Genomic DNA, 19,458 nt, shown 5'->3' on the forward strand with positions numbered 1-19,458 from the left:
TGGCTTTCGAGAACCCGGCGCGGAGTGGACATTTGAGTCCATGAGCACCGGAAGTCGAGAAAGCTGCGTCAGTCGGCCGGCCTCATGAATTCTTCTCCGGGATTTCAGGCGCAGACGCGGTTGCGGCCTTGCCTCTTGGCTTCGTAGAGCTGGCGGTCGGCGCGGCGATAGAACTCTTCGGCGGTTTCCTTGCGGTCCCAGATGGCAAGGCCGACGCTGGTGGTGATCTTCAGCCGGACATTGCCCGATAGTATCGACATGTTGGCGATCGCCTTGCGGATGCGCTCGGCGAACCTGGACAGCAGTTCGGCATCCATGTTGGGCGTGACCACCGCGAACTCCTCACCACCCAGGCGCGCCACCACGTCGTGATAGCGTGTCATGTCCTTGAGACAACTGGCGACCGCCCGCAACACCTGGTCACCGACATCATGGCCGTGGGTGTCGTTGACCTGCTTGAAATGGTCGAGATCAAGGATCATCAGCCCGACCGGCTTGTCGATGCGACGGAATTCCTCGAGATATTCCTTCAGTGCATCGTCGAAATAACGCCGGTTCTGCATGCCGGTCAGGCCGTCGGTCAGCGCCGCATGCTCCAGCGTTTCCGAACGGGCGCTGAGCGAAACCGTCATGGCGCGCAGCTTGCCTTCTTCCGTCGCCTGCTTGCGGATCAGCGGGTAGATGAAGAAAATCCCGAAGAACAGGGCAGTCGCCAAAAGGACGCCGGTCCCAAACAACAGCTTGTTGAGATAAGTGGTCTTCTCAATCGCGGCAGGCGTAGTGATCTCCGCCGCGAGCGCCTGCAGAAGCCCATAGGCGTGAAGCGTCACCAGGCCGGCGGCCAGGATTACGAAGATGAAGACGAAAAAGGCTGATTCCGCCTTGTGAAAACGCATCTGCTCCCCGTTGCAAAACCCTAAAGACGTTATGGCATCGACGGCCTTACGGAGGGTTAATTAGGACAACTTCAACGGGAGATCTTCCCTTAAAGTCAACTTTTCAGGTTGCACTCGAAAAGGTATCCAAGATCGTGGATTCCACACGATCACCAGGGCGCAATCTCAGCCATTCCGGACCCAACTGATGCCTGAACCAGGTCGCCTGGCGCTTGGCATACTGTCGCGTCGCGATCTTCGCGCGCTCGATCGCTTCGGGAAAACTCAGCTCGCCGGCCATTGCGGCCTGGAGTTCGCGAACGCCGATGGCTTTCATCGCAGGCAAGTCGGGATCGAGGCCAAGATCGGTGATCTGCGTGACCTCGTCGAGGGCGCCCTTCTCCAGCATGCGGTCGAACCGCGCCTCGATCCGCTCCACCAGCTCCGCTCGGTCCGGCTCGATCACAAGGAAGCGCGTGCTGGCTCTGTCGATCAGTGGACGGCCGCGCGCCGCCTGCCATTCCAGGATGGAACGGCCCGATGCGTCGAGCACCTCCAGCGCCCGCACGATGCGCTGGCCGTCGGTCGGCTTCAGCATCATGCCGGCTGCAGAATCCCTGCGCAGCAGGATACGGTGCAGCTTGGCTGCGCCCTGCTCCTGGAGTTCGTAGCGCCAGCGATCACGGATCGACTGCGGAATGTCGGGCATTTCCGAAATGCCCTCCGCAAGCGCCCGGAAATAAAGCCCGGTGCCGCCGACGAAAATCACCGGCCGTTCGAAGAACGTGCCGACCGGACGTTCGACGAACGCGCCGTCGTCGATGAGATTCATCACGTCGCGCAGCCAGGCGCCAGTGGAATAGACGGTGGAGGGATGGACATGTCCGTAGAGGAAATGCGGGACGCGAGCGAGTTCGGCAGCAGTCGGCCGCGCCGTCAGCACGTCGAGCACCGAATAGACCTGCATCGAATCGGTGTTGACGATGACGCCGCCGTTGCGCTCGGCGAGGGCGAGCGCAAGGGCGGACTTGCCGCTGGCGGTCGGCCCGGCTATCAGGATCGCGTTCTTAACGCGGCCCTCGCCCGCCTGCCCGCCGGAATTTTTTATGCCGCTGATCGCCACGCTTGTATCCCATCCCGCCGGTCGCGCATTGTCGCCGGCGCTTGCGAATATGGCGTCGCGGTCGGTCGGCGCAAGCACTGTTCGCTGGCTGGCCGAAGGCATCGCTTGTGAAATCGCCCTGCCCGAGACGGCCGAAGCCGCTGAAACGACCGCCAGCCTGCGCGCCGTGCTTGCACCCGAACCGGTTGACGTGATCGTTCAGCGGCCCGAGGGCAGGCGAAAGAAAATCCTTATCGCCGATATGGATTCGACTGTCATCGACCAGGAGTGCATCGACGAACTCGCCGACGAGATCGGCGTCAAGGATTACGTCGCCGCCATCACGGCGCGATCGATGAATGGCGAGATCGCTTTCGAGCCGGCCTTGCGCGAGCGGGTGGCGCTGCTGAAAGGCCTCGACACTGCCGTGGTCGACCGCATCATCGCCAATCGCCTGACGCTGGCTTCCGGTGGCCGCGCGCTTGTCCAGACCATGCGGGCCAACGGCGCTTGGACTGCACTCGTGTCGGGTGGCTTCAACGTCTTCACCTCACGCATCGGCGGCATGCTCGGCTTTCAGGAGAATCGCGCCAACCGCCTGATCGAGCAGGATGGCCGCTTCACCGGGCTGGTCGCCGAGCCGATCCTGGGGCGCGCCGCCAAGGCCGATGCGCTGCTCGAGATTTCGGCGCGCCTCGGGCTGACGACCGCCGACGCCATTGCTGTCGGCGATGGCGCCAACGACCTCGACATGATCCGCCTTGCCGGCACCGGTGTCGCGCTTCATGCCAAGCATGTCGTGGCGGCGGAGGCAAAATTCCGCATCGACCATGGCGACCTGACCGCGCTTCTCTATCTGCAGGGCTACCGGCGGGAGGAGTTTGTGGAGTGACGCCAATCCGCACCGAGCGCCTGATCCTGCGCAACTGGGAGGATCGCGACCGCGACCTCTTCTACCGCATCAACTCCGACGAGCGCATCATGGAGTTCTTTCCGTTTCGCCGCGACCGCGCGCAGGCCGACGCCAAGATGGACGAGTTCCGCGCCTGGATTGCCGAGGGTGGCTACGGTTTCGCTGCCGCCGAGATAATTGAAACGCGCCAATGCATCGGCTTCGTCGGCCTCCTCGACACCGATCATTTGCCGTTCCTGCCGGCCGGCACCGTCGAGATCGGCTGGCGGCTGGCGCCCGAATTCTGGGGCCATGGCTATGTCACCGAGGCGGCCGAAGCCTGGCTCGCCTATGGCTTCGAAACGCTTGGCCTCGAGGAAATCGTTTCTTTCCCCGTCAGGGATAACAGCCGGTCCACCGCCGTCATGGAACGCCTGGGCATGACCGCCGACCCGGCCAGGGATTTCGACCACCCCGGCATTCCGGACAGCCACGCCAGGCTCAAGCGGCATGTGTTCTACAGGCTGACAGCCACGGATTGGCGAGCAAATCGGCGCTGATCAGCGCCGGCCCTGATCAGCGCTTGTCAAACGGAAGCTCGTCGCCGGGTTGCGGCGGTTTGACGCCGACCCGATCGAGCACTTTCGCGAAATCGTCGCCCGATGCATTACCAGCCCGTCGGCGCAGGAAATCGGCCGCTGTCTTCATGGCTCCAACCTTTTGCGCCACCGCCGACGCGATCCACTGGTTCAGCGACACACCATCAGCACGTGCCTCCGGGACTCAGTCCATCCGGATCGTCACAAACCGCAATTCGCCGCTCTTCGACGCCAGCATCAGCAGCGCATTCTTGCGTCCCTGCTCCTTCAACGCAGCAATCCGGTCCATGACATCCTTGGGCGTGGCGACCGATTCCTGCGCGATCTCGGTGATCACCTCGCCGGCCTGAATGCCGCGTTCGGCAGCGGCCGAATCCTTGGCGACTTCAGTGATGACCACGCCGGAGACTTCGGCGGCAATGCCGAATTTCGTCCGCGTCTCGTCGTTGAGGTCGCCAACGGTCATGCCGAGCACGGACGCCGTCGGGACGGCAGGCGCCTCGTCGCCAGTGTCCTTGTCGGTATTGCCGTTCTCGCCGCTGGCAAGCTTTTCGCCATCTTCGAGCCGGCCAAGCGTCACCTTCACGGTCTGCTCGACGCCCTTGCGCACGATGACCACGTCGACAGCCTTGCCGACCGTGCTCTCGGCGACGACGCGCGGCAGGTCGCGCATTTCATTGACGTCCCTGCCGTCGAACTTGATGATGACGTCGCCCGCCAGGATGGTGCCGTTGTCGACAGGCCCGCCCTTGATGACGCCGGCGACCAGTGCGCCCTTGGCGGTCGCCATGCCGAGGCTCTCGGCAATGTCGTCCGTCACCGGCTGGATGCGCACACCGAGCCAGCCGCGCCGCGTCTCGCCGAACTGGCGGAGCTGGTCGACGACGCCCAACGCCAGCTGCGAGGGAATGGAAAAGCCGATGCCGATCGAGCCGCCGGACGGCGAGATGATCGCCGTGTTGATGCCGATCACCTCGCCGGCGCTGTTGAACAGCGGCCCGCCGGAATTGCCGCGGTTGATCGCGGCATCAGTCTGGATGAAATCGTCATAGGGGCCGGAATTGATGTCGCGGTTGCGGGCCGAGACGATGCCGACCGTCACGGTGCCGCCGAGGCCGAACGGATTGCCGATCGCCATCACCCAGTCACCGACGCGCATCTTGCTGGAATCGCCGAATTTCACCGCCGTCAGCTTGTGCCCTTTCGGATCGACCTTCAGCACCGCCACGTCGGTTTTGGTGTCGGTGCCGACCAGCGTCGCCTTCAGCGTCACGCCGTCGGAGAAATTCACCTCGATGTCGTCGGCATCGGCGATCACGTGGTTATTCGTCACCACGATGCCCTGCTCGGCGTCGACCACGAAGCCTGAGCCCAGCGACTGCACCTTTTGCGAGGGGTTGCCCTGTTCGCCGGGACGGTTCTTGAAGAAATCGTCGAAGAAGTCCTGGAAGGGCGAGCCCTCTGGAAGCTGCGGCATCGGCACCGCGCCCGGGCCTTCCGTGCCCTTCACCCTCTGCGAGGTCGATATATTGACCACGGCGCCGAGCAGGCCCTGCGCCAGATCGGCGACCGAAGCCGGGCCGTCGTCGGCGGCCGCGGGCGTCACCAGCGACGGGACGGTAGCGACGCCGATAAGAAGTGCTGCAGCACCCGCGGTGAATGTCCGCCTCGCCGCGCGCAAAAAGCTGTTGGATGTCATCGAGAAGTCTCCCGGTGTCTCTGAGAAGAAAAGCGCTCGCCGAAAACGCTGCGTCGAGCCATGTTGGCAAGAAATACGGCACGTTTGCGGCTATGGCTATCGGCAGAGGATAAATCCTCCGTTATCCCGAAATCATCGTCATCCACCACGCACCAGCCAGACCAGGCCGACACCAACGGCGATTGCAATCAGCCCGGCGACCCGCAGCGTATTTTCCGGCATCGACAGAACTTCGCCGGCAAATTTCTTGGCGAGACCGGGAAAGCCGCCATAGACCAGGCCCTCGACACTACAGCGCCGCGCGTCTTTTTGGACGCGCAAAGGACGCTGTAGCACTTTGATTTGGCGCATGATCCTTTCCGAAAATCGATTCCGATTTTCGGGGTCATGCGCGAGAACCAGGCCTATTGCCGCCAGAAAGTCCTGCACCGGCCGTTACTGGCCGGTGCCTGGCTGCGCTGTCGGTGCAGCGGGTGCACGGGGCCCAGCTGCTGGCCCAGGCGCTGCCGGTGCAGCCGGCGCTGCCGGCGTGTCCGCGCCGGCGGGATTGCGGAAGAAGCGGAAGAAGTCCGAATTCGGCGACAGCACCATCGTCGTCCCGGTACTGTTCAGCGCCGTGCCGTAGGCATTCATCGACCGGTAAAAGTCGAAGAAGGCTGGATCGCGCTGGTAGGCGTTCGCGAAGGTGGCGCTGCGTTGAGCTTCACCTTCACCGCGCAGGATTTCAGACTCTCTCCGTGCCTCGGCGACGATCTCCACCACTTCGCGGTCGGCGCGCGCCCTGATGCGCTGCGCCGCCTCGTTGCCGCGCGCCCGCAGCCGCTCGGCTTCGGCCAGACGCTCAGCCTTCATGCGGTCATATGTCTGTTGCGAGACTTCCGCCGTCAAATCGGTCCGGCGAATGCGGACATCCTCGATCTGCAGGCCGAGCGACGTGGCGTCGGGCCTCAGCTGATCGCGCACTTCGCGCATCATCACGGCTCGCTCTTCCGAGAGCGCCGCCTCGAAGTCGCGCAGACCGTAGACACGGCGCAAGGCGGCGTCGAGACGCGTCCTCAAGCGTGCCTCGGCCAGCTCGATCTGGCCGGAAACCGCGGAGCGAAACACGCGCGGATCCGAGATCCGATAGGCGATGAAGGCGTCGACCTCATAAAACTTGCCGCCCGAAACCTGGACGCGGATGTTGTCGAGGTCGAAGCGCAGCACCCTGTTTTCGATCAACTGCACGCTGTCGGCATCGAAGAAGGCGAACGGCGCCTTGAAATAGATGCCCGGCTGGCTCTTGACGTCGACGATCTCGCCGAACCTGAGCACCAGTGCCTGCTGGCGCGCATTGACAACGAAGACCGACGAATAGAGCAGGAACAGGACGACCGCGGCGATGACGGCGATGATGGGAAGACGGTTGGCCATCACTGGTTTCCTCCCAGCACCGGCGCCGGCGCCGGCGCCTTCTGCTGCAATGCCGGCAGCGGCAGATAGGGAACGACCCCTGGTCCGCTGCCTTGCTCGATAATGACCTTGCTGGAATCCTTCAGAACCCTCTCCATCGTTTCCAGATAAAGCCGCTGGCGCGTCACATCCGGCGCCTTGGCGTATTCGTCATAGACCGAGATGAAGCGCTGCGCCTCGCCTTCGGCCTCCTGCACGACCCGGTTCTTGTAGCCGGCCGCCTCCTCGCGGATCTGTGCGGCCTCGCCGCGCGCCTGGCCGAGCTTCTGGTTGGAATACTGGTTGGCCTGCTCGACGAACTTGTCCTCGTCCTGTTCGGCGCGCTGCACCTCGTCAAAGGCGTCGGCCACTTCGCGCGGCGGTGCGGCATCCTCGATCGAAATCGCGTTGACGTTCAGGCCGGCCTTGTAGCCGTCCAGCGTCGTCTGGATGATTTCGCGCACGGACGCTGCAATGCCCTCGCGATCGTCGCGGAAGATGTCCTGCGCCGGCCGCCGACCGACCGCTTCGCGCATGGCGCTTTCGGCGACCTGGCGCAGCATGCCGTCGGGATCGGACACGTCGAACAGATAGGCCCTCGGATCGGAGACTTGATAGGCCACCGAGAACTGGACGTTGACGATGTTCTGGTCGCCCGAAAGCATCAGCCCTGAACCGTTGCCGGAGGCCGTGCCGCCGCCGATGTTGACGAGTTGTTCGGCAATGACGGCCGTCTCGACCGTCTCGATGGGCCACCAATGGAAATGCAGGCCGGGCTGGGAGAACTCTGCCTTTGGCACGCCGAATCTGAGTTCGACCGCAACCTCGTCGGGCTGCACGGTATAGACCGCCTTGAACGCCCACAGCGCTAAAAGCGCCGCCGCGATCAATCCGAACACGGCTGGGCTGGCGCCAGCGCCACCCGGCAAAGCACGCCGCAACCTGTCCTGGCCGCGCCGGATGATATCTTCGAGATCGGGAGGCGAGCCCTGCGGACCACTAGGCCCCTTTGGTCCCTGCCCCCAGGGTCCTGGATTGTTGCCGCCGCCCCATGGGCCGCCGCCTCCGCCGCTTTTGTCATTCCAGGGCATAAATGTCCTTTCGCTCCCTCACGCGCCGGCCTGACGACGCAAAATCCGGTGTTGTTCTTCTATAGGGATGCGACGGCACGCTTTCAACGCGATCGGTCGTCGTCACCGTCCGTTTTGGACCGTCGCGACCCTTTACCGTCTTTCAATGCACGTCGCGGCGTCGCTCGTAAACCGAATAGCGTGTCGCATGACTATCCTTTTCACCGGCCGGAACGTCCTGCGACCGGCCGATGCGCCACAAATCCGGGTCGATCGGCGGGAAATGCGCGTCGCCGTCGACCGCGGCAAGGACATGGGTGACATGCAGGCGGTCGGCCAGCGGCAGCGCCTGGGCATAGATCTCGCCGCCGCCGATGACGCAGATTTCGTCGGCGCCGGCCATGCAGCGCCCGCGCACCTTCGCCAGGCGGATCGCCTCGTCGAGCGAATGCACGACTTCGACGCCCTCGGCGCGCCAGGCCTTGTCGCGGGTCACCACGATATTGAGCCTGCCCGGCAGAGGCCGGCCGATGCCTTCATAGGTCTTGCGACCCATGATGACAGGTTTGCCCATCGTGTCGGTCTTGAACCGCTTGAGATCGCTGGAAAGCCGCCACGGCAAACCGCCATCGCGCCCGATCACACCGTTTTCGGCGATGGCGACATAGATCGCGACGTCCATCAGCCGCCGCTCCCGCCCGAAGGTACCAGCAGCATTATGTCGATGTCGTGCTCAGGGTAGAAATTCTCTGCCGTCATCTCGAAACGCGTCGGCCCGACTTTCCTGACGTTTTCGCCACAGAACGAGACCAGGTTCTTCGGATCGCCCTTGTCGACGGTCAGCTTGAACTTGCCGATCGAGCCAGTCGCCCAGTTGCCGCCAGTGGTCAGGACATAGGCGATGCGGTTTTCGAAATATCTCGGCGTGCCGTCGGGAGTGCCCTTCGCCGCCTTGCGAATCGCATTCTCGAACGTGCCGTCCATGCAGTAACGGGTCTTGTAGGCGGCGTATTGGCCCTGGAACTGGCCGTCATAGAAGAAGCTGACCGAGGAGGTGCCGCCGACGCTGGGCTTGTAGCGATGGGCGACGCGGACTGCCTTGTTGGCTGGAAAGGTCGAGCGCCACCAATAAGTCGAGCGCAATTGCCAGAACGGCACATAGACGGTTTTCATGCCAGACCCGTCGTCGGCGGTGTCCTCGATGATGAGGCCGCGGTCGACCCAGTCGTCGGCAACCGCTTGCGGCAGCTTCGCCAATGCCGCCCTGGCCGCATCGCCGAACGGGTAGAACGGCACGTTCTGCGACTCGAGATCGGCACTGATGTCGATGCCGAGCGCAAATGCCTTCTGCTCGAGCTGCGGCTTTGCCGCCACGCCGTCTATGGTCACCTCGAAGCCGAGGAAATTATCGCTCTGGCCGTCGGGAATTGCCGGCATCTCGTTCGGATCGCCTTCGATGTCAGGCATCGGAAAGGCGACGATCGCATCGACATCCTTGTCGGTGTTGTTGCGGAAGACATAGTCGACCGTCACCTTTTCCGGCGAGATGTAGAGGTCCTCGCTTTCCATGGCGACCGCGTCGCTGCGCGACAGGATCAGGCCGCCCGTCCCCAATTCGGCGATCGAATCATTGGCGAACACGGGCGTGGCCGAAAGCGCCAGCGCGGCGGTCAGGACATAACGGAACATGGAAGCTCCCTGGGCGAGATGCCGATGACTCTATCGCATCGGCCCGAAAATCGGAATCGATTTTCGGAAAGCACGATGCGAGGATTTGAGGTGCTAAGCGCGGAAGGGCTTTGAAACTCCACATTGAAACGGCTAGAGCGACGTGCGTCCAGTTGGACGCACAAAGTACGCTCTATGAAACAAAAACTGCCGCACAGGAGCGCGACGGGTCAATCAAGCGGTCACGGAGCGCGGGGCGGGGTCAGTGACGGAGGGCTTCCCAAATGACCAACCCGAGCATCAGAACAAACATCACAGCGATCCCACGTTTTAGAATTGGAGTGAGCCCGTATTTCTCGTACGCCCGCCGCAAACGTTCGCTGCTTTCCAAGGGGTGTAATGGATCGACGCGGAAGTCCTCTTTGAATTGGAGTTCAATTCTTTTTTGCAACTCAGTTTGCTCTCTTTTCCACATTGGTGCTCCCCAGACCAGCTCAACCCAATAGCACACGCTCTGCCGCTGCCATCTACCCGCCATCACCACCCCTTGGGAAGAGATGTCCATAAAAACACAAGCCTTGCGGCCATAACGCCCCCGTCTACCCTCTCGACTTTTCAGCGCTCGCCGAATTTTCATCGCGGTGCGCTCATGCCGCCACCTGCAGAAGCACGACGTTCGAAACGCCCGTGCAGTAGTCGCCCCATGCCCGCATGATTTTTGTGCGCTCCTCAAGCATTTCGGCGCGGTCGTAGGACTGCTGGGTCTTGGTGCCGACGACGTGCGCAAGTGCCCACATGCCATGCCCGTCTGCCATCCCCACCCTCCGGGCCTGTCTGGACAGCGACGCTCCGATCGGGCAGGAGTTCGCCCATGCGCAAGCTTCTCGTCATCGGCATCGGCGCCGGCAATCCCGACCACATGACCGTGCAGGCGGTCGACGGCCTGAACCGCGCCGACGTGCTGTTCATTCCCGACAAGGGCGCCAGAAAGAACGATCTCGCAGAACTGCGCCGCCAGATCTGCGACCGGTTCGTCACCAATCCAGACTCGCGCCGGGTCGAATTCGACGTGCCGGTGCGGGCCGAGCCAACGCCCTCCTATCGCTCGACCGTCGATGACTGGCACGAGGCGATCGCCGCGATCTATGAAAGCCTGATCCGCGACGAGCTTTTGCAAGATGGCTGCGGTGCGTTCCTGATCTGGGGCGATCCCTCGCTCTACGACAGCGCGCTACGCATCCTGGAGCGGGTGCGCATGAGAGGCAATGTCGCGTTCGAGCTCGAGGTGATCCCCGGCATCACTGCCGTCCAGGCGCTCGCCGCCAGCCACAAGATGGCGCTGAACCGCATCGGCGATGCGGTTCAGATCACCACCGGCCGCCGGCTCACCGAGGAAGGTTTGCCCGACAATGCCGGCAGCACCGTCGTCATGCTGGACGGCAAATGCGCCTTCAACACGCTGGACGACAACGACCTCCTTATCCACTGGGGCGCTTATCTCGGCACGCCCGACGAGATCCTCATTTCCGGCCGCCTCGGCGACGTCGGCGACGAGATCGTCAGGACCCGCGACGAGGCGCGTCGGAAAAAAGGCTGGATCATGGACACTTATCTGCTGCGCAAGCCCGGCGAGCCGGAGGAGTAGGCTCCGCCGATACAGGTTCCACCGACCTCACCCGGCATCGATCTCCGCCTGTAATGCTTCCAGATGCGCCGCCGCCGCGGAAGCCGCAGCCCGTTCGATGGCGCGAAAGCGGCTGACCACCGCAAGCCCCGCCGGCGTCAACTGCGCGCCGCCGCCCTTTTTGCCACCGGTCTGCGCCGCGACCAGCGGCTTGCCGAACACCCGGTTCATGTCCTCGACCAGATCCCAGGCGTGTTTGTAGGACATTTCCATGCCGCGCGCCGCCGCCGAGATCGAGCCGAAGGCGGCGATCTGCTCCAGAAGCTCGATCTTACCCGGCCCGATGCGCCCTTCTGGATCGAGGTTTATCCGCAAGCTCAGCGACGGCATTCTCTCCTCCGCAGTCCCGCCATCCATCCTAGAAGCTCTCCGGCGCTACCGCTATTCCAAAATGATATAGCGACGATCATCCGCGGGTCATCCATCCGCCTCGACTGGCAGGCCGGCGCTCATGTTCGCCGGGTCGAAGCTAACCGTCTTGACCACCGCGTAGACCTCTCGACCAAGCCGGAGTTTCAGCGTCTGTCGCGATTGCTCGGTGATCCGGGCAAGCACGGTTGCGCCATGGCAGTCGATGCCGATCTCGACTGCGGGACCCTCGCCCGGCGCCATCGTCACGATCATGCCCTGCAAGATGTTGAGCGCGCTGAGACCCGTCGGCTGTTCGGTGGCGATCATCACATCGCGGGCACGGATGCGAATGCGCATCGGCGCACCGACCGGCACCGCCAGAAGCGGCACGCGGATCTCGCCCGCCACCGAGCCGAGCACGGTCATGCCAAAGACATTGTCGTGGCGCAGCACCGCGGTATCCAGCACCGCGCCGCCCTCGCCGCGCTCCTCCGCCGGCAACAGGTCGAGCCGCTGCATGATCGCCCCGGTCGGGCCGCAAGCAGCGACTTTGCCTTGCGCCAGCACAACGACGTCGCTTGCCAGCCGCGCGACCTCTGAAATCGAATGGCTGACATAGACGATCGGGATTTTCGTCTCGTCGCGCAGCCGCTCGATATAAGGCAGGATTTCTGCCTTGCGGGCCTCGTCGAGCGAAGCCAGCGGCTCGTCCATCAGCAACAGTTTCGGGCTGGCGAGCAGCGCCCGGCCGATCGCCACGCGCTGTTTCTCGCCGCCGGAAAGCTTTGCCGGCCGCCGGTCCAGCAAAGCACCGATGCCGAGAAGGTCGACCACCGCATTGATGTCCGCATAGCGTTCGGCCGTCGGCGTGAACCAGCGGCCGTAGCGCAGATTGCTGGCCACGCTCATATGCGGAAACAGCCGCGCGTCCTGGAACACCATGCCGATGCGGCGCTTGTGCTTCGGCACGAACCGACCCGCATCCGTATCGACCAGCACGCGGCCGTCGGCCTCGATCCGCCCCTTGTCGGGCCGGATCAGGCCGGCAATCATGTTGATCAGCGTCGTCTTGCCGGAGCCCGAGGGCCCGAACAGCGCGGTCAGCCGCCCGGCGCTCTCGAAGCGGGCGTCGACCTCGAAGTCGCCGAGCCGATGGCTGATGTCGACCACAACCGTCATTCGATATCCATCCGCCTGCCGACGCGCCGCGCCAGCACCTCCGATGCGACAAGTGCTGCCATCGAGATGACGATCGAGATCAGCGTCAGCCTGAGCGCGCCGGCATCGCCGCCCGGCACCTGCGTGAACGTGTAGATGGCCGACGGCAGCGTCTGCGTCTGGTTGGGGATGTTGGAAACGAAAGTGATCGTTGCGCCGAATTCGCCCATCGCCTTGGCGAAAGACAGGATCGCGCCGGTAATCAGGCCGGGCAGGATCAGCGGCAGCGTGATCGTCCCGAACACCCACAACGGATTGGCGCCAAGCGTCCCGGCCGCCGCCTCGATTCTGCGGTCGACCGCCTCGATCGACAACCGGATCGCCCGCACCATCAGGGGAAAGCCCATGACAGCGCAGGCCAATGCGGCACCCGTCCAGCGAAAGGAGAAGACAATGCCGAAATGCTCGGCCAGAAACGCCCCGACCGGGCCTCGCCTGCCGAAGGAGAGCAGCAGCAGATAGCCGATAACCACCGGCGGCAGGATCAACGGCAGATGCACCAGCCCGTTGAGCAGCGTCTTGCCCCAGAATTGGCCACGGGCAAGCACAAGCGCGATCAATATGCCGGGCGGCAGGCTGGCGACCATCGCCACTGTCGCCACCTTGATCGACAGCCGGACCGCGTTCCATTCGTCGGGAGTGAGGTCCAGCAACCAATCCATCTTTTGGCGTGCCTCAGTTGCTCGGCGTGAGGACCGTAAAACCTTGCGCCTTGAAGAGCTCGCCTGCCTTGGCGGATTGCAGGCACTTTAGGAATGCCGACGCATGCTTGTCCTTCGAATCCGCGATCTGGGCAACCGGGTAGACGATCGGCGGGTGCGAATCCTGCGGGAAGGTGCCGATCACTTTGACGCCGGGCTCGGCATGCGCGTCGGTGGCGTAGACGAGGCCGAGCGCTGCCTCACCTGTGGAGACCAGCTTGAGCGCGGCACGCACGTTCTCGGCCTGCGCCAACTTGTCTTCGATCGAGGACCAGACGCCGAGCGATACAAGCGCCGCCTTGCCATATTTGCCGGCCGGCACCGCTTGGAAATCGCCCATGGCAAGCCTGCCGTCACCGATCAGCCCGGCAAGATCAAAACCCTTTTCGATCCTGGTTTCGACCGTCGAATCCTTCGGCGCCACCAGCACGATCTGGTTGCCGAGCAATTTCACCTCGGAACCCGGCTTGGTCAGCTTCTTGTCGGACAGATAGTTCATCCAGTCGCGATCGGCCGAGATGAAGACGTCGGCCGGCGCGCCGCCCTCGATCTGCTTGGCCAATGCGGAGCTTGCCGCATAGGAAATGGTCGCCGCCTCGCCGACATCGGCGGCGCAGGCGGTGTTCACTGCATCCAGTGCGTTCTTCATGCTTGCGGCGGCAAAGACGATCAGCCTGTCATCGGCATGGGCAACCGGCATGGCGGCGATCAATATCGCAAGACCGCCAACGGCGGCCGCCTTCAATCCGAAACCCTTGGGCACCAGCATGAAACTCTCCCGGGGCTTGAAATCCGATCGGCGCGACCCTGCCAGTCGATATATCCGCCTGAATATAACAAGGGAAGGCTCTTTGCCTGACTTAGCCCGATAGCCCGCCTACGGCACTGCATGACACCGCCACCGCTCGCGGGCGGACGACACAGCACCGGCGAGCAATTTGAGACAAAGCAAAAAGCCCGATGTGGCGGCTCACACCGCGATGGGCGCCTTGATCGTCGCATCGGCGAGGTAGTTTTCCAGCCGGAAATCTTCGAAGCGGAAGGCAAAAAGGTCCTTCACCTCCGGATTGATCCATAGCGTCGGCAGCGCCTTGGGCGTGCGCTGCAACTGTTCGCGCGCCTGCTCGAAATGGTTTGCATAAAGATGCGCATCGCCCAGCGTATGGACGAAATCGCCGGGCTTCAGCCCCGTGACCTGCGCCACCATCATGGTGAGCAGCGCATAGGAAGCGATGTTGAACGGCACGCCGAGAAAGATATCGGCGGAACGCTGGTAGAGCTGGCAGGAGAGCCTGCCTTCCGAGACATAGAACTGGAACAGGCAATGACAGGGTGGCAGCGCCATGGCTTCCACTTCGGCCGGGTTCCACGCCGAAACGATCAGCCGTCGGGAATTAGGATTCTTGCGTATCTCCTTCAAGAGATTGGCAATCTGGTCGATGGCGCCGCCATGGCCGTCCGGCCAGGAGCGCCATTGCTTGCCGTAGACCGGGCCGAGGTCGCCATTCTCGTCGGCCCATTCGTCCCAGATCGAGACGCCGTGGTCGTTGAGATATTTGATATTGGTGTCGCCGGCCAGGAACCACAGAAGTTCATGCACGATCGACTTCAGGTGAAGCTTCTTGGTGGTGGTGACCGGAAAGCCGCGCGCGAGGTCGAAGCGCATCTGGTAGCCGAACACCGAGCGCGTTCCGGTGCCGGTGCGGTCACCGCGATCGGCGCCGTTTTCCAGCACGTGCTTCAAGAGGTCGAGATACTGGCGCATCGGCGATTCGGGGGCTCGATTCGGGTTAGGCAATCATAACCGACTGGCTGCCGGCCGAATATGTCAAAACGGCACCAGAGTCGCTTTCTCTTACCGGTCGTTTGCGCCGCCCCTCATTGCCCTGCCGGGCAATTCTCCCCGTATAGTGACGGGGAGAAAGAGCTGCCCGCATCAGCATCCGCAAATTGACATGCGATCCTTAGAGGCTGGCGAGCTTGCCCAGCTCCTTGGCAACCAGGTAATAAAAGGTCACCCGGCTCTTGGTGTTATCGGCCTCCATCGCCTTGCAGGCCTTTTCGATGGCGGCGTCCGCCTTGCTGCCGTCGTCGACGCCGAGCTTTTTGGCAACCCAGCTGGCCTTGACGCGACCAAGTTCGTCGGGATCCGTGCAGGAGACCAGCGAGGAATCACGATTCCTGAGCGCAATGCCCAAATGCTTCACGATCTTGGCGACCGCGTCGGCATCCGCCGCGGCGTCGTACTTCTTCACGTCTGCGAGATAATCGGCCATCAAATTTTCCCCTCGTCGGCGCCACGAGATCCAGTCGATGAGGGTTGTGGCGCGCTGCCGCAAAATGTGCGCTAGTCGGTAACTCCTCACCGCCGCAAAGCTTCGGTTGAGAGCGTTGACAAGTCAAGCCTTTGGCGATGCTGTTTGAGACAGCGGACAAAGCATCATTGAGGCCTTTCATTTTTCACGATCGGTCCCTATATCTGTTTCGTCGGCTCGACCGACTATGGCGATAAACAGGCGATGAAATAAGCCGTTCGGACCCGGGGGCGGTACCCGGCGCCTCCACCAAAAACCGCTCTGCGAAGAGCGGCTTTTGCTGGGGGCGAAATAGGATCGACGAAGGTGTAAAGATCGTACTTTTGCCCGGCATTGTACCACCGTTATCGGGCTGAACTTATAGTTGCCAACGACAACTATGCGGAAGCACGTCTCGCCGCGTAAGCGGTGCGATAGCTTCAAATCAAGCCCTAGTGGTTCGCACTTCTAGGCGGGGTTCGGAGGTACCTGGCAACAGAAACCTCCACTTCTCCTGCTTCGATTCCAACTTTCCCTCCGATCCCCATCTCACCTCGATACTGTGACGGCAGCAGGCTTGCTGGCCGCGCGGCCGCGCCCAGACGCGAAAAAGGCCGGGACTGACCCGGCCTTTTTCATTGCTCTCACTGGAAAGCATCTATTCTGCCGGCGCTTCGACAACCTGTCGTCCGCGGCCGAGCGTCACCTTGGCCAGCGTGAACGAGATCACCGCGCAAAGCATGATGCCGGCCACCATAGGCAGCGGCGTGCCGTCGAAGAACACCCCGGCGATGCCCATGGCGACCGCGCCGATGGCGAAGTGCAGGGTGCCCATCAGTGCCGAGGCCGTGCCGGCGATCGCGCCATGCTCCTCCATGGCCAGCACCGAAGTCGCAGGGATCACCAGGCCGAGGAACCCGTAGCCGACGAACAGCAGCGCCGCCATGACGTCGAGCCGATCGACGCCGGACGCCATCACCGCGAACAGCACCACCATCGTCGTCGCATAGCCGACCACCGCGATCCGCACCACCGGCCTCAGCCCGAACCTTTCGGACAGCGTTCCCGTCAATTGCGACATGCCGATGAAGGCGACCGCGTTGATCGAGAAGAACACGCTGTAGACCGACGGCGACAGCCCGTAGTGTTCTATCAGGATGAAGGAGGAGCTCGACAGATAGACGAAGAAGCTCGCCAGCCCGAAGCCGCCGATGGCCGCCAGGCCAAGGAAGTTGCGGTCGCCGATCAGGAAGCGATAGGCCGACAGCGCGGTGCCGAACGAACTGCCTGCACGCGCCTCGACCGGCCGCGTCTCCTTCAGCGAGGTCGCCAGCAGGATGGTGGCGAGCACCGCCCCACCGGTCACCGTCCAGAACACGGCACGCCAGCCGAAATTCTCGATAATGACGCTGCCGGTCAGCGGCGCCAGGATCGGCGACACCGAAAACACCAGCATCAGGAGCGACATCAGCTTGGCAGCTTCGGTGCCGGTGTGCAGGTCACGCACGATGGCGCGCGGCACCGCCATGCCTGCACTGGCGCCGAGCCCTTGCAGGAAACGGAAGGCGATCAGCCATTCGACCGAGGGCGCCAGCGCCGAGCCGATGCCGCCGACCATGAACAGGGCGAGGCCGCCATAGAGCGGCAGCTTGCGCCCGACCATGTCGGAAATCGGTCCGACGACGATCTGGCCAAAACCCATGGACAGAAAGAAGATCAGCAAGCTCATCTGCACGGCTGCGGTGCTGGCCTGCAGATCTGCGCCGATCGAAGGCAGCGCCGGAAGATACATGTCGATGGCGAACGGACCGATGGCCGACAACAGGCCGAGCACAACCGCGATGCGGAGGAATTGGGGATTCATGATAGCGGGCTTCTTTCAATCTGGTTTGCCGACCGGCGTGTAATCCTGGGACGTCCCATCCCGTGGAATTCCTGCAGGGGGAATTCCTCTAAATCTAAGTCCATAAATTTAGACACTCTTGTCTAATTCGTCAATCACCTCTATATAGTTTTCATGAAGCACGACGTTTCTCCTGACAGCATCCCGCCACGCGGCCATGAGGCAAAGCGCGCCTCGATCATGGACGCTGCCGGCGCGGTGTTCTGCCGCGAAAGCTTCGCCGGCGCCAATATCGACATGATTGCCGCCGAGGCCGGCGTGTCGCGCCAGACGATCTACAATCACCATGGCGACAAGGAGAAACTCTTCGTCGCCATCGTCCGCGATCTCACCGAGCGCTGCAATGCCGGCATCTTCGCCACCATTTCAACCTTTCCCGACCAGCCGAAGGATCTCGAGGCCGATCTGATCGCCTTCGCCGTGCGCATGACCCGCAACTGTATCTGCAGCCGCGACGGAAAGTTCCTGCGCAAGCTGATCCAGACCGAGGGCGAGCGCTATCCCGAGCTGTTTGCCGAATGGCGCGAACTGGGACCGGGCAGGACATGGCCGGCGATCGCCGCCCGTTTCGCCCGCCTCGCCCATGCCGGTTTCCTCGACATCGAGGACCCCGATGTCGCGGCGCGCCAGTTCCAGGCCCTCGCCAATGCCGAATTGCAGACGACCTTCATGCTCGGCGGCACGCCGACCGATGATGAAGTGCTGCAATCCGCGACACATGGCGTACGCACCTTCCTGCGCGCCTTCGCCAAGCGGCAGCCGGCGGCCGATGCGCAAAAGCACAGCGCGCTCGCTGGCGCCTGAGCGATCAAATCTGAGGCATGTCCTCTCGCATCTGTGCTGCCGGCATCTATATCCGGTTTACGCCGCGCTCAAGCTTGATTACAGCTATGCGGACGATTCAACGGAACCCGACAGCGACATGGCCGACGACCACATTCGCTACGACATTCTGGCCCAGGAGGCACTGCGCGGCGTCATGCGCAAGGTCCTGGCCGAAGTCGCGCGCACCGGCCTCCCCGGCAACCATCATTTCTTCATCACTTTCCTGACCGGCGCCCCCGGCGTGCGCGTGTCTTCCCGCTTGCGGGAGCGCTATCCCGAACAGATGACCATCGTCATCCAGTTCCAGTATTGGGACCTGAAGGTGACCGACACCGGCTTCGAGGTCGGGCTGTCGTTCTCCGACGTGCCGGAAAAGCTGGAAATCCCGTTCTCGGCCGTGCGCGGCTTTTACGACCCGTCCGTCAATTTCGAGCTCGAATTCGACGTGAAGACGGAAACCTCGGCAGACGGGGAATTGACCGGCAAGCCCGCTTCCGAACCGCTGGCCGTCGTCGCCGAGAAAAAGCCCGAGAAGAAGAAGGCCGCTGAGGCCGAAAAGGAGCCGGCCGCAGCCGACGCCGCCGCCAAGGGCGCCGAAGTGGTATCGCTCGACGCCTTCCGCAAGAAGTGATCCGACGGGCCGCGCGACATGGCCGACATCGTCAACCTCCGCCAGGCCCGCAAGCAGAAGGCAGGAGCCGAGCAGGAGCGCCTGGCCGAACTGAACCGGGCGCTGCACGGCCGCTCCAAGGCCGACCGGGAGCGTGACCGTTCGATCGCCGACAAGGCAGAAAGATTTGTCGCCGGCCATCGCCGCGAAACCTCGGGCGATGCGGATTGCCCTGAAGTCAGACCGAAAAATGCGGCGGGGTTTTCGGATAAGTCCGATGCTTGAAGTGAAATGAGTCAGGTCCGGTGAGCCCGGTCGAGAAACGCTCGGTGACCATTCGCGGCCATCGGACCAGCTATTCGCTCGAAAAGCCGTTTTTCGACGATCTCGTCGCCATCGCCGCCGCGCGCAAACTGACTCTCGCAGCCCTCGTCGCCGAAATCGACGAGGCCCGGCCGCGCGATGCCAACCTGTCCTCGGCGCTCAGGCTCTACGTCCTGGATTGGGCGAAGCGAGGGATGAAACCGGTCTAGCCC

The 19,458-nt window shown here is 62.8% G+C and carries 25 protein-coding genes and 1 other RNA gene; 8 read left to right on the forward strand and 18 right to left on the reverse strand.

Annotation, left to right across the window (positions count from 1 at the left end; translation table 11 throughout):
• Positions 1–104: 104 nt before the first annotated feature.
• Both AC0L2K_RS09240 and miaA read right to left on the reverse strand, forming a co-directional pair.
• On the reverse strand, positions 105–896 hold the full coding sequence (locus AC0L2K_RS09240) for a GGDEF domain-containing protein (RefSeq protein ID WP_023798799.1): 792 nt from the start codon (positions 894–896) through the stop codon (positions 105–107).
• A 103-nt stretch (positions 897–999) separates the two neighbouring features.
• Positions 1,000–1,992 (reverse strand): tRNA (adenosine(37)-N6)-dimethylallyltransferase MiaA, encoded by a 993-nt coding sequence (gene miaA / locus AC0L2K_RS09245; RefSeq protein WP_023798798.1) that lies wholly within the window; start codon positions 1,990–1,992, stop codon positions 1,000–1,002.
• On the opposite strand from miaA, the gene serB reads away from it, so the two are divergent.
• Together serB and AC0L2K_RS09255 are read left to right on the forward strand one after the other, a co-directional pair.
• Positions 1,982–2,869, forward strand: a complete 888-nt coding sequence (serB, locus tag AC0L2K_RS09250) for a phosphoserine phosphatase SerB (RefSeq protein WP_023798965.1) — start codon at positions 1,982–1,984, stop codon at positions 2,867–2,869. The genes miaA and serB overlap by 11 nt on opposite strands.
• On the forward strand, positions 2,866–3,429 hold the full coding sequence (locus AC0L2K_RS09255; protein WP_473531184.1) for a GNAT family N-acetyltransferase: 564 nt from the start codon (positions 2,866–2,868) through the stop codon (positions 3,427–3,429). The genes serB and AC0L2K_RS09255 overlap by 4 nt, the downstream gene beginning before the upstream one ends.
• A 16-nt stretch (positions 3,430–3,445) precedes the next feature.
• On the opposite strand, the gene AC0L2K_RS09260 is transcribed toward AC0L2K_RS09255, so the two are convergent.
• From AC0L2K_RS09260 to AC0L2K_RS09300, 9 genes are all read right to left on the reverse strand, one after another.
• Positions 3,446–3,577: a hypothetical protein gene (locus tag AC0L2K_RS09260; RefSeq protein WP_473531185.1), complete on the reverse strand. Its 132-nt coding sequence runs from the start codon at positions 3,575–3,577 to the stop codon at positions 3,446–3,448.
• Between the two features lie 75 nt (positions 3,578–3,652).
• The gene (locus AC0L2K_RS09265) at positions 3,653–5,167 is read right to left on the reverse strand and encodes a DegQ family serine endoprotease (protein ID WP_128167087.1); all 1,515 of its coding nucleotides are present in this window, start codon (positions 5,165–5,167) and stop codon (positions 3,653–3,655) included.
• A 138-nt stretch (positions 5,168–5,305) separates the two neighbouring features.
• The gene (locus tag AC0L2K_RS09270; RefSeq protein ID WP_473531186.1) at positions 5,306–5,518 is read right to left on the reverse strand and encodes a DUF2065 domain-containing protein; all 213 of its coding nucleotides are present in this window, start codon (positions 5,516–5,518) and stop codon (positions 5,306–5,308) included.
• A gap of 84 nt (positions 5,519–5,602) precedes the next feature.
• Entirely contained in the window at positions 5,603–6,580 is a 978-nt protein-coding gene (gene hflC / locus AC0L2K_RS09275; RefSeq protein ID WP_128167091.1) for a protease modulator HflC, read from the reverse strand.
• Complete coding sequence (hflK, locus tag AC0L2K_RS09280; protein ID WP_091594230.1) at positions 6,580–7,689, reverse strand: FtsH protease activity modulator HflK; 1,110 nt, start codon at positions 7,687–7,689, stop codon at positions 6,580–6,582. Before hflK ends, hflC begins: the two co-directional genes overlap by 1 nt.
• 142 nt (positions 7,690–7,831) lie before the next feature.
• The gene (locus AC0L2K_RS09285; RefSeq protein WP_473531187.1) at positions 7,832–8,350 is read right to left on the reverse strand and encodes a dihydrofolate reductase; all 519 of its coding nucleotides are present in this window, start codon (positions 8,348–8,350) and stop codon (positions 7,832–7,834) included.
• Positions 8,350–9,357: a DUF4424 domain-containing protein gene (locus AC0L2K_RS09290; protein ID WP_128177747.1), complete on the reverse strand. Its 1,008-nt coding sequence runs from the start codon at positions 9,355–9,357 to the stop codon at positions 8,350–8,352. The genes AC0L2K_RS09285 and AC0L2K_RS09290 overlap by 1 nt, the downstream gene beginning before the upstream one ends.
• A gap of 241 nt (positions 9,358–9,598) precedes the next feature.
• Positions 9,599–9,973, reverse strand: coding sequence for a hypothetical protein (locus AC0L2K_RS09295; RefSeq protein ID WP_473531188.1), 375 nt, complete (start codon positions 9,971–9,973; stop codon positions 9,599–9,601).
• Positions 9,974–9,983: 10 nt separating this feature from the next.
• Entirely contained in the window at positions 9,984–10,151 is a 168-nt protein-coding gene (locus AC0L2K_RS09300) for a hypothetical protein (RefSeq protein WP_287228245.1), read from the reverse strand.
• Between the two features lie 56 nt (positions 10,152–10,207).
• Here AC0L2K_RS09300 and cobF point away from each other — a divergent pair, with 56 nt between their 5' ends.
• Positions 10,208–10,981, forward strand: coding sequence for a precorrin-6A synthase (deacetylating) (cobF, locus tag AC0L2K_RS09305; RefSeq protein WP_473531189.1), 774 nt, complete (start codon positions 10,208–10,210; stop codon positions 10,979–10,981).
• Between the two features lie 27 nt (positions 10,982–11,008).
• On the opposite strand, the gene AC0L2K_RS09310 is transcribed toward cobF, so the two are convergent.
• From AC0L2K_RS09310 to AC0L2K_RS09335, 6 genes are all read right to left on the reverse strand, one after another.
• On the reverse strand, positions 11,009–11,350 hold the full coding sequence (locus AC0L2K_RS09310; RefSeq protein ID WP_023798788.1) for a winged helix-turn-helix domain-containing protein: 342 nt from the start codon (positions 11,348–11,350) through the stop codon (positions 11,009–11,011).
• An 87-nt stretch (positions 11,351–11,437) separates the two neighbouring features.
• A complete protein-coding gene (gene modC, locus AC0L2K_RS09315; RefSeq protein ID WP_287228242.1) occupies positions 11,438–12,550 on the reverse strand; it encodes a molybdenum ABC transporter ATP-binding protein in 1,113 nt (370 codons plus the stop codon).
• Positions 12,547–13,251 carry a molybdate ABC transporter permease subunit gene (gene modB / locus AC0L2K_RS09320; protein ID WP_027153742.1) on the reverse strand — a complete coding sequence of 235 codons (705 nt, stop codon included), beginning with the start codon at positions 13,249–13,251 and terminating at the stop codon, positions 12,547–12,549. The genes modC and modB overlap by 4 nt, the downstream gene beginning before the upstream one ends.
• A gap of 13 nt (positions 13,252–13,264) precedes the next feature.
• Complete coding sequence (gene modA, locus AC0L2K_RS09325; protein WP_473531190.1) at positions 13,265–14,059, reverse strand: molybdate ABC transporter substrate-binding protein; 795 nt, start codon at positions 14,057–14,059, stop codon at positions 13,265–13,267.
• A gap of 201 nt (positions 14,060–14,260) precedes the next feature.
• Complete coding sequence (locus AC0L2K_RS09330) at positions 14,261–15,055, reverse strand: thymidylate synthase (protein WP_287176385.1); 795 nt, start codon at positions 15,053–15,055, stop codon at positions 14,261–14,263.
• Positions 15,056–15,254: 199 nt separating this feature from the next.
• Entirely contained in the window at positions 15,255–15,566 is a 312-nt protein-coding gene (locus tag AC0L2K_RS09335) for a DUF2853 family protein (RefSeq protein WP_473531191.1), read from the reverse strand.
• A 171-nt stretch (positions 15,567–15,737) separates the two neighbouring features.
• Between AC0L2K_RS09335 and ssrA the strand changes: the two genes are divergently transcribed.
• Positions 15,738–16,094, forward strand: a transfer-messenger RNA (tmRNA) gene (gene ssrA, locus AC0L2K_RS09340).
• Positions 16,095–16,242: 148 nt separating this feature from the next.
• Here ssrA and AC0L2K_RS09345 read toward each other — a convergent pair.
• Entirely contained in the window at positions 16,243–17,448 is a 1,206-nt protein-coding gene (locus AC0L2K_RS09345; protein ID WP_473531192.1) for a multidrug effflux MFS transporter, read from the reverse strand.
• A gap of 153 nt (positions 17,449–17,601) precedes the next feature.
• On the opposite strand from AC0L2K_RS09345, the gene AC0L2K_RS09350 reads away from it, so the two are divergent.
• From AC0L2K_RS09350 to AC0L2K_RS09365, 4 genes are all read left to right on the forward strand, one after another.
• The gene (locus AC0L2K_RS09350) at positions 17,602–18,291 is read left to right on the forward strand and encodes a TetR/AcrR family transcriptional regulator (protein WP_091594214.1); all 690 of its coding nucleotides are present in this window, start codon (positions 17,602–17,604) and stop codon (positions 18,289–18,291) included.
• A gap of 118 nt (positions 18,292–18,409) precedes the next feature.
• On the forward strand, positions 18,410–18,943 hold the full coding sequence (locus AC0L2K_RS09355) for an SspB family protein (RefSeq protein ID WP_473531282.1): 534 nt from the start codon (positions 18,410–18,412) through the stop codon (positions 18,941–18,943).
• Between the two features lie 18 nt (positions 18,944–18,961).
• A complete protein-coding gene (locus AC0L2K_RS09360) occupies positions 18,962–19,207 on the forward strand; it encodes a DUF4169 family protein (protein ID WP_473531193.1) in 246 nt (81 codons plus the stop codon).
• A 20-nt stretch (positions 19,208–19,227) separates the two neighbouring features.
• Positions 19,228–19,455, forward strand: coding sequence for a ribbon-helix-helix domain-containing protein (locus AC0L2K_RS09365; RefSeq protein ID WP_023798778.1), 228 nt, complete (start codon positions 19,228–19,230; stop codon positions 19,453–19,455).
• Positions 19,456–19,458 lie beyond the last annotated feature (3 nt).

Source organism: Mesorhizobium sp. WSM4817 (genome assembly GCF_055811135.1).